The sequence below is a fragment of the Nocardia sp. TBRC8007 genome, assembly GCF_056629435.1.
In genome coordinates, this window is sequence record NZ_JBWSOR010000182.1 from 1 (window position 1) to 372 (window position 372).

The 372-nt window shown below is 68.3% G+C and carries 1 protein-coding gene; it reads right to left on the reverse strand.

Annotated elements, in window-relative coordinates; translation table 11 throughout:
- Window positions 1–372: hypothetical protein (locus tag ACX4ZE_RS23200; protein WP_480275591.1), on the reverse strand; the 372-nt coding region annotated here is incomplete at both ends.

Here is a 372-nt window from a genome sequence, read left to right on the forward strand (position 1 = left end):
CACCCCCCGCACCACCAACAACTGCGCCAGCCGGTCGGCACGCTCGTCGAGGTCGCGGTAGGTCAACTCCACCCCCGCACACACCACCGCCACCGCCTCCGGGGACCGCCGCACCCACCCCTCGATCAATTCCACCACAGTGGTGTCGGTATCGACGGCCACCGTGGTGGCGTTGTAATCCCGCAACAACCGGTCGCGTTCGGTAGTAGTGAGCACCTCCACCGCCCCCACCACCATCGCCGGGGTGGTCGCCACCTGACGTAGTACCCGCACATACCGGGCCGCGAGCGCCTCGACCGTCGCCCGGTCGAACAACTCGGTCGCGTATTCCACGAACCCGACCAATCCCGCACCGTCGGGGGCATCACCGAG